This is a genomic window from Marinagarivorans sp. (genome assembly GCF_982758155.1).
Genome location: NZ_CEXWTU010000230.1, coordinates 1 through 7,640 on the forward strand (window position 1 = coordinate 1; position 7,640 = coordinate 7,640).

Below are 7,640 nucleotides of genomic sequence, written 5' to 3' on the forward strand. Positions count from 1 at the left end.
AATGGCATAAAGAGTGTCGCCACGGGCGACACGATGGGAACTTACTTTTAAGGACTGGGGCTGGGCGACACTCGATACCGGCGCACGATGAGAATGACTGGAGCAAGAAACGCAAAAAAATACGACTAAAATATTAAACAGCAGTAGTGCTGTTTTTTTGACATATAAAGAAAGAATGCGCTGATAGTAAGCATCTGACATAATTTTTCAGTACAAATAACTATTAATAGTCGCTATAAGAGCCATTTTTTTATTCCTAATAAATATTAAAAAGACGAATTTATCGGTCAAAAAAAAACAAAACCAAACAAAAGTACCAACATTAAAAACTACTTTCCGAACTTCCCTGCCAAAAACTCAGTCGCAAGAACCAAAAAAACACCACCTGCAGCACACAATAGCGCAATAAGGGTGTCCGGTTGCCCTCCAACCACTTCAGCATAGTGCGCCGGGAATACATTCGCACTTTGCACAACCACCAACTCGCCATGTCGATCCAGCATCGTGACTAAGGGCTCTTTCCAAGGCCACGTCACATTCAAAGACCCCACCAAAAAACCAATCAGCGTTGCTATAGTCACTTGATGATAGTTTGAAAGTAACCAAGACAGGGCTCTAGAGAAGCTCATCAAGCCACAAACAGCGCCAACACCAAAAGATATCAACAGGAGCCACTCCAGATTATTCACCGCCCCCAAGAAGACAGGGTAAAGCCCCGCAAGCAACAGTAAAAAACTACCGGATATACCCGGCAATATCATTGCGCATATAGCAATAAAACCGCCAAAGAACATAACCCACCAATGTCCCGGAAGCTGAGCAGGGGCGGCCAAAGAAATAGCAACCACGACCGCTGTCCCCGCAAAAACAGCAATGACATCCCTCAAACGCCAGCGCTCTATATGCCGCGCAAGCAATACCACCGAAGCAATAATTAAACCAAAGAAAAAGGACCAAACCCAAATGGGATGCTCATGCAGCGCAAGCTCTATCACTGCCGCAAACGTTTTGATACTCAGCAAAATACCCGCAAATAAAGCGATCAAGAAACCGCCATTAACATGCTGCCAAAAAGCCTTGAAGCCCTGCTTCTTCCAAAGCAGCAGCGCTGCAGGTGTGCAATTTTTTAATGAGCCCAAAAATTCATCATAGATACCCGTAATAAAAGCAATCGTGCCACCAGACACCCCAGGAACAACATCTGCAGCCCCCATTGCCATACCTTTCAACATAATTAACGCGTACTGCTTGGGTGTTCTTTTCTGGGCCTTCAAGAAATAGTTCCTTTTAATAACGGGACAAAATTAGCCGATTCTATAATCGAGGTTAAAAAAGCATCGCCATCACGGCGAATGAGGGTCAAGTTTTGAGTGTCGTCACCCACCGGAATAATGAGCACACCTCTTGCCGTCAATTGAGCCGGCAACTGCTTAGGTAAATCTGAAGCCGCTGCCGTGCCGATGATCGCATCGAAACGACCACCGTGCCGCCAGCCATCATGCCCATCTGCATGGCGATATTGGATGTTGTTTAAATTTAAACCCGCCAACCGAGCCCTCGCTTTTTGCTGCAACGGCGCTATTCGCTCCACGGTACAAACCCGCTTAAACAATTGCGCCAGCACAGCCGTCTGATAGCCGGACCCCGTTCCTATTTCAAACACACTGCCCAGCAACGGGCACTGCTCTAGCAATATTTCGGTCATCCTTGCGACCGTATAGGGCTGCGATAACGTTTGCTTGAAACCAATAGGCAAAGCCGTATCTTCATAAGCACGATGCGCTAATGCCTCATCAACAAACAAATGTCGAGGCGTATTAGCCATAACGTTTAAGACCACTTCATTTTTTATGCCCCGCTCTCGCAAGCGCTCTATTAGGCGCTCACGCGTTCGGCGCGAGGTCATTCCAACCCCTTCACGCACAAGATCGTCTAGCATCTTCTCCCCCCACAGAAATCGCGCAGAACTATAGCACAGCTTGATTATTCGCTAAGAGCAACCACTGCATTCAGCTTCCAGCACAGGCGCCATATGATAGAATGCTCGCCGTTTTTGACTCCATTTCACTACTAGGAAGCTAACCATGAGCCTTAATAATGTACCAACAGGCAAAAATGCGCCTGAAGAAGTTAACGTTGTGATCGAAATTCCTCAAGGCGGCGAGCCTATCAAATATGAGCTAGATAAAGATTCCGGCGCACTATTTGTCGATCGCATCCTTAGCACATCAATGCGCTACCCATGCAACTACGGCTACGTGCCCAACACCTTATGCGGTGATGGCGATGCTGCAGATGTCCTTGTCGTGATGGGATCACCACTGGTGCCGGGCTGCGTTGTTAAGTGCCGTCCGATTGGCGTACTCAAAATGACTGACGAGTCAGGTGAAGACGCGAAAATACTCGCCGTACCGGTATCAAAAACCACAAAACTGTACGACAAAGTCGAGTCTTATACCGACCTCCCTGAAATTCTACTCAAGCAAATCAGCCACTTCTTTGAGCGCTACAAAGATTTAGAAGACGGCAAGTGGGTGAAAGTGGAAGGCTGGGCAGATGCGGCTGCAGCGAAAAAAGAAATTGTAGACGCCATCGCGCTATACAACGAAAAAGAAGGCTAGCCCTTACTTTTTATGTTTTAGGCGCCAATATAGCCTGCAATGCAATTATTTTGCAGGCTATGGCGCCAACTTCTGGCAAGCCCTTTATTCCTTAGCTACCTTCCTTAACACAAGGATTCAGTAACTTATGCTAAGTAATGCATTATGCAGCACCATCAACGGGGTAAATCCGCGCGTCGATTACGCACCCGCACCTCATCAGCCTCAAGCCAAATCCCTCGCCACAGCGGCCTAACACTACTTGAATTACTCATCGTGATTAGCATCATTGCCATATTAGCGGCATCGGCATTACCGAGCTTTACTTACTGGCAGGCAAAAACCGCCGCCGACGCAACAACCCGAGTTTTATTTCAACAATTACAAGCCACCCGTGAATTTGCCATAACAGCCGGCACGGCGGTGTCATTATGCGGCGTAAACGAGCGAGGCGATTGCAGCCTTAATAATATTATTGAGCTGCAAATTTTTATTGATTCGAACAACAACAAAATAAGAGACTTGCAAGAAGACTTACTGGCTCACACGACTCTGCCGTCGCGGGGCAGACTCAGGCTTAATGCCCATAAAGTGATACGGATGAAAGCCGACGGCAGCAGTAATACTCCCGCCAGCTTTATCTATTGCCCACAAATACCCAACCTATCGTTGATTCGCAAAGTGACGATCAGTTTTACCGGCCGCCCTTATATCGCTCAGTTATCCGCGGCACCCGATAACAATTCCTGCCCAAATTCGTAACGAAACATTAATCTGATAATTGGATATGATCAATATTGGGAGCCTTCGCAGCAGGCCCTTTTTCGGCCTCAAGCCGCGCTCCAGGCGGTGCAATTTCCAGATCTAAGTCCGCGATATGAACACGGTTGACGGGTTCACGCTCCCGCTCATTAATCAAGTTGGAACCTGGCGGCAATACATCAACATCCAGATCCGCAACAATCAGTGGGAGGCTCGCAATCCACTCGCCATCATCCAATAAATTACCGCCGCCATCGCGCACTGAAAACGCCGATGTATCAACTTCTTTTGCAACAAATTCCGTACGTTCATGACCCGACAACAAATCACTGCCGGCCTCAAACACTTCAAAATTAGGCGCCGCAACACTGGCCACTGGCGTTCGTATGGCATCACTTAAATTTGCACCAACCGCCTCAAGTCCCAATTCAACTTTGGCTGCCGAAGCATTAACCACTGCAGTATTTACGGCCACAGAAGGTGCCACTACAGCCTCCACCGGGCTTGCCGAAACTTGCGCTGCCTGCGGCACCTTTTCGGCTTTTGCGGGAGAAGCCGCTGCCGTCCCAGCTTTTACCAAATCGACACGCGCGCCCGCTTTTTTTATCGCCACGCGATAGCGATTCGCAGCCGCTAAATCAACATTGCGCTTAAGCACTACCGCTTTGCCCGAAAACAAAGCATCAACCTGAGCGCTGGACACCTTAAATAAAGCCGCCATATTCGCCTTAACGGTTGCAACATCTTGGCGGGGTAATATTTGCCCACTAAATACTAAATCAAACTTTTCGGATTCCACAATCTATCGCTCTAGGGTTGGGTTGTCACATTCAAGTAAAACTGAAAGGCTTTTATACACGCCACGTGTTAACTATAGCAGCTCTAGTTTTTTCAAAACCTGACGTACGCCAGACATTGTTGAAGCTTTAAACACCTGCCGGCCTTGCAAGTCTTCATTTAAATACTCATCACCGCCAAACCAGCAAACCTGCATGCCTGCCGCCAAAGCCGCTTTAACGCCCAAGTAAGAATCCTCAATAACCAAACACTCATGAGGCGACACTTGTAACCGTGATGCAGCATGCAAATAAACATCAGGAGCAGGCTTAGGCAAGGCCACCTGCTCTGCGGTATATATATGAGGGTCGAAATAGTGTTTCAATTTACATAACTCAAGGTTATGTAAAACCGAGCGGCGAACACCATTCGATGCAACCGCTTTCGGACAAGCCAACGCCTCAACCAGCAACCCGACTTCAAAAATGGGCTTTAAAAGTACTGGAATCAAAACATCCGTCCGACTAAAAAGCGCATCACGGAAAGCACTGGTCACGACAAAGCCCCAATGCTTTGCAAGCCACCGAAAACAATCATCCATACTTCGCCCCTGAAGCTCAGTCGCCAATAACCCTGCTGGTAAAGGACAACCAAAAACCCCCAGCGTATCGGAAAACGCTTCCGCATATACAGGCTCACTATCCACAAGTACGCCATCACAATCAAAAATAACGGCCTTCACGCAACCTCTCCGATAAAATAAGCTTTTATATAATCGCGATATATTGCCGAAAAATCGGCCTCTACAATATTAACGAGTGAAACATTAGCACGCTTCAATTGCGCCAAAACCTCCCCTTCTTCGACCCGCTTTTCATACTCGTGCGCTAACGGCTTGTAACTTAAATGCCACGGTTCGCAGGCTATAGAACCTGTACGCAAATACGGCCTTACAAATTCTGACTGTCCGGCCAAATATTCATCCAACCAAAGATAAAACTCTGCAAATACCGTTTGGGTTTCCATAATGGTTAATGCGAGCGACTGCCCTGGAAGCAGGGCGCGCGCATCATAAATATCAAAATCAGTCCCCCAGTGATGACGCGACCCACCAGGTAAAGCCGACCAGTGCAAAATAGCCTTAACAAGCGCCGCTGCATCTAATGTCGCTATATCCAGTCGACGTTCACGAGCATCTAATACTGGTCGGGCGCCGCTCGCCTTGGCATTCCAAATAACGCACTGGCGTTCAAACGAGCGATAGCCGCTGGCCACGGCCAAATCAAACCCTTGCTGGCGTGCAGCTCGCCAAAGTTCACCCAGCGGCTCCACAAGCCCGGCGTGAACCCTAAAACTTGGGGCGTCACCCAAAACAACATCCGCAACATGACGATCATCGAGGCCTAACGCTTGATTACGATTGAACACTCACACTCCTCATTTTGGCGCGCCATATAATTGTGCATTATAAAAGAGCCGCTACTATAGTTAATGGAATACGCCACGCATGTTTTGTGCACGCATTGATTGGGAACTAAGCAACATTTTTCACGACTTTCCCGGTAAAAAACCAAAAGCTGTGCTAAACCTTTAATCGTTGCCTAAAATGTACAGGACTCTTAGCTTTACCGATGAGAGCCATAATAATAATTTACTAGGATTCGACTATGACAGCCTCCGCCTCTCAAAAAGACCAAGATTTACTCGAACTTCGCAATCTTGGAATGGCTTCTGTTAACATTTTGCGCGCTGTAGGTATTAATACCTATCAAGACCTTGCTCAAGTAGGTGCCGTAGAGGCCTATCGTCGCATAAAAGCGCGCGGCATTCATGTTTCTAAAGTGATGCTTTACGCCCTGCAAGGCGCGTTAATGGATGTACATTGGAATGATCTGTCGCCATCACTAAAATCACAACTGGTGGCCGAGTCCGAAAGCCCAGCGGTTTCTACCGCTGAAGCACAGTAACTCCAGCGATTGCATTGCTCACAGCATTACACTGCACCAGATACGCCTTTAGATTATCCTACGCCACCTACCATGGCTAAAGGCACATATTATGCAAACGCTTTGCTCCCGCGACGACCTTAATCAACACCCAACATTTGGCACCGCCATTAATGGCGAACAGTATTTAGTGTTAGTGCATGAAGGTCAGGTAAAAGCTTATATCAACCGCTGCCCCCACTTATCGATACCTTTAGAGTGGGAGGAACATACGTTTGCGGATCAGGATACCGGCTTAATTCGCTGCTCCACTCACGGCGCACTGTTCATGCCGGACAGCGGAGAATGCGTTAGCGGCCCCTGTTACGGCGACAAGCTACAGTCCGTCGCCATTCATGAATCGAACGGGATTATTTATTTGAGCTGAAAACAAAAAAACGAGGAAGTCGTAATTTTCAGGTAATCACCTTTAAGCGTTGATTGATCGCTATCGCACTCGGGCTCACATCAGCACCGTAAGCAATAACCTCCACCCCCGCCGCCACAGCTTCTTTCATCAACTGCGCATAAACTGGATCAATATGCGCAGCTGCCGATACAGATTCAATTCCTGTATGTAGCACACAAAACAACAACACCCCCCGCTGCCCCCCAGCAACAACCGCCATTAATTCGCGTAGATGCTTTTGCCCTCGCGTGCTCACTGAGTCGGGAAAACAGCCCTGCCCCTGATCCAAAAGCGTGACACTCTTCACCTCGACAAAGCAATCGGGCTTATCATCCGCCGACAATAAAAAATCCACTCGGCTACCTTCTCCGTATTTAACCTCGGGCCGAATAGAAGGATAGCCTTGCAGTTCAGACATGACACCCTCATGAAGCGCTTCACCAACGAGCTTATTGGCCACATGCGTATTAACGCAAGCGATATGCCCCGTCGGAGTTGTAGCCAGCTGCCACGTATAGGCATATTTTCGCTTGGGGTTATCGCTGTGCAATAACCAACAGTCGCTACCCTCGACCAAACAGTTTTTCATGCTGCCCGTATTTGGACAATGCACCGTAATTTCGGTGCCGTCGGGTAAAATTACATCCGCTAAAAAGCGTTTGTAACGACGTACAAGACGTGCCTTTTGCAAAAGTGGCGTGAAATTCATCGAATATCCTTACTAGTAAGCCCAATGACTAGCGCGTTTTTTAGGAATCTGTTAGTTTTGCTCGCTTGGCCGAGACACTTTCGATAGCTTAACAGCTTGAATTTACGCAGAGTGCCCCAACTCTGAGGTCAATGCCACTTTTTGAGCGGTAAAACAAACGGATAGTTTTTGGTTTTTAGAGATAAGAGGCCGCAATAATGCCCGATTCACAAGCAACGCATTTCGCCCTTCACGGCTTCCAGCCCTATCAGGAAACTGATGGCGAAGAGTATATGAACGAGACCCAACGGGAGCATTTCAAAAATTTGCTTTTAGCTTGGAAAAAAGAACTTATGGAAGAAGTTGATCGCACCGTAAGTCACATGAAAGATGAAGCGGCTAATTTCCCAGACCCCGCT

Annotated in this window: 11 protein-coding genes and 1 pseudogene; 5 read left to right on the forward strand and 7 right to left on the reverse strand. The window is 47.7% G+C overall.

What is annotated here, in order from left to right:
• From AC3A8L_RS17955 to AC3A8L_RS17965, 3 genes and pseudogenes are all read right to left on the reverse strand, one after another.
• Positions 1-201: pseudogene (locus tag AC3A8L_RS17955) on the reverse strand (hypothetical protein); the annotation flags it as partial.
• A 128-nt stretch (positions 202-329) separates the two neighbouring features.
• On the reverse strand, positions 330-1,274 hold the full coding sequence (locus tag AC3A8L_RS17960) for a DUF368 domain-containing protein (protein WP_487963652.1): 945 nt from the start codon (positions 1,272-1,274) through the stop codon (positions 330-332).
• Entirely contained in the window at positions 1,271-1,939 is a 669-nt protein-coding gene (locus AC3A8L_RS17965) for a protein-L-isoaspartate(D-aspartate) O-methyltransferase (RefSeq protein WP_487963653.1), read from the reverse strand. The genes AC3A8L_RS17960 and AC3A8L_RS17965 overlap by 4 nt, the downstream gene beginning before the upstream one ends.
• Before the next feature lie 145 nt (positions 1,940-2,084).
• Here AC3A8L_RS17965 and ppa point away from each other — a divergent pair, with 145 nt between their 5' ends.
• Both ppa and AC3A8L_RS17975 read left to right on the forward strand, forming a co-directional pair.
• The gene (ppa, locus tag AC3A8L_RS17970; protein ID WP_487963654.1) at positions 2,085-2,621 is read left to right on the forward strand and encodes an inorganic diphosphatase; all 537 of its coding nucleotides are present in this window, start codon (positions 2,085-2,087) and stop codon (positions 2,619-2,621) included.
• A 144-nt stretch (positions 2,622-2,765) separates the two neighbouring features.
• Positions 2,766-3,362, forward strand: a complete 597-nt coding sequence (locus AC3A8L_RS17975; RefSeq protein WP_487963655.1) for a GspH/FimT family pseudopilin — start codon at positions 2,766-2,768, stop codon at positions 3,360-3,362.
• Between the two features lie 7 nt (positions 3,363-3,369).
• Here the strand turns inward: AC3A8L_RS17975 and AC3A8L_RS17980 are convergent, their stop codons facing one another.
• From AC3A8L_RS17980 to AC3A8L_RS17990, 3 genes are all read right to left on the reverse strand, one after another.
• Positions 3,370-4,161 (reverse strand): hypothetical protein, encoded by a 792-nt coding sequence (locus AC3A8L_RS17980; RefSeq protein ID WP_487963656.1) that lies wholly within the window; start codon positions 4,159-4,161, stop codon positions 3,370-3,372.
• Positions 4,162-4,233: 72 nt separating this feature from the next.
• The gene (locus AC3A8L_RS17985) at positions 4,234-4,881 is read right to left on the reverse strand and encodes an HAD family hydrolase (protein WP_487963657.1); all 648 of its coding nucleotides are present in this window, start codon (positions 4,879-4,881) and stop codon (positions 4,234-4,236) included.
• Entirely contained in the window at positions 4,878-5,567 is a 690-nt protein-coding gene (locus AC3A8L_RS17990; RefSeq protein WP_487963658.1) for a M15 family metallopeptidase, read from the reverse strand. The genes AC3A8L_RS17985 and AC3A8L_RS17990 overlap by 4 nt, the downstream gene beginning before the upstream one ends.
• Positions 5,568-5,806: 239 nt before the next feature.
• Between AC3A8L_RS17990 and AC3A8L_RS17995 the strand changes: the two genes are divergently transcribed.
• Together AC3A8L_RS17995 and AC3A8L_RS18000 are read left to right on the forward strand one after the other, a co-directional pair.
• Positions 5,807-6,106 (forward strand): TfoX/Sxy family protein, encoded by a 300-nt coding sequence (locus AC3A8L_RS17995; RefSeq protein WP_487963659.1) that lies wholly within the window; start codon positions 5,807-5,809, stop codon positions 6,104-6,106.
• A 91-nt stretch (positions 6,107-6,197) separates the two neighbouring features.
• On the forward strand, positions 6,198-6,512 hold the full coding sequence (locus tag AC3A8L_RS18000) for a Rieske (2Fe-2S) protein (RefSeq protein WP_487963660.1): 315 nt from the start codon (positions 6,198-6,200) through the stop codon (positions 6,510-6,512).
• Between the two features lie 28 nt (positions 6,513-6,540).
• Here AC3A8L_RS18000 and sfsA read toward each other — a convergent pair whose 3' ends face one another.
• Positions 6,541-7,242 carry a DNA/RNA nuclease SfsA gene (sfsA, locus tag AC3A8L_RS18005; RefSeq protein WP_487963661.1) on the reverse strand — a complete coding sequence of 234 codons (702 nt, stop codon included), beginning with the start codon at positions 7,240-7,242 and terminating at the stop codon, positions 6,541-6,543.
• Positions 7,243-7,439: 197 nt separating this feature from the next.
• Here sfsA and AC3A8L_RS18010 point away from each other — a divergent pair.
• A partial coding sequence (locus tag AC3A8L_RS18010) for a TraR/DksA C4-type zinc finger protein (RefSeq protein WP_487963662.1) occupies positions 7,440-7,640 on the forward strand: 201 nt, incomplete at its 3' end.

Coding starts and splice junctions, on each gene's coding strand:
- AC3A8L_RS17965 (WP_487963653.1), bottom strand. CDS start 1,939: ATGCTAGACGATCTTGTGCGTGAAGGGGTTGGAATGACCTCGCGCCGA.
- ppa (WP_487963654.1), top strand. CDS start 2,085: ATGAGCCTTAATAATGTACCAACAGGCAAAAATGCGCCTGAAGAAGTT.
- AC3A8L_RS17975 (WP_487963655.1), top strand. CDS start 2,766: ATGCAGCACCATCAACGGGGTAAATCCGCGCGTCGATTACGCACCCGC.
- AC3A8L_RS17995 (WP_487963659.1), top strand. CDS start 5,807: ATGACAGCCTCCGCCTCTCAAAAAGACCAAGATTTACTCGAACTTCGC.
- AC3A8L_RS18000 (WP_487963660.1), top strand. CDS start 6,198: ATGCAAACGCTTTGCTCCCGCGACGACCTTAATCAACACCCAACATTT.
- sfsA (WP_487963661.1), bottom strand. CDS start 7,242: ATGAATTTCACGCCACTTTTGCAAAAGGCACGTCTTGTACGTCGTTAC.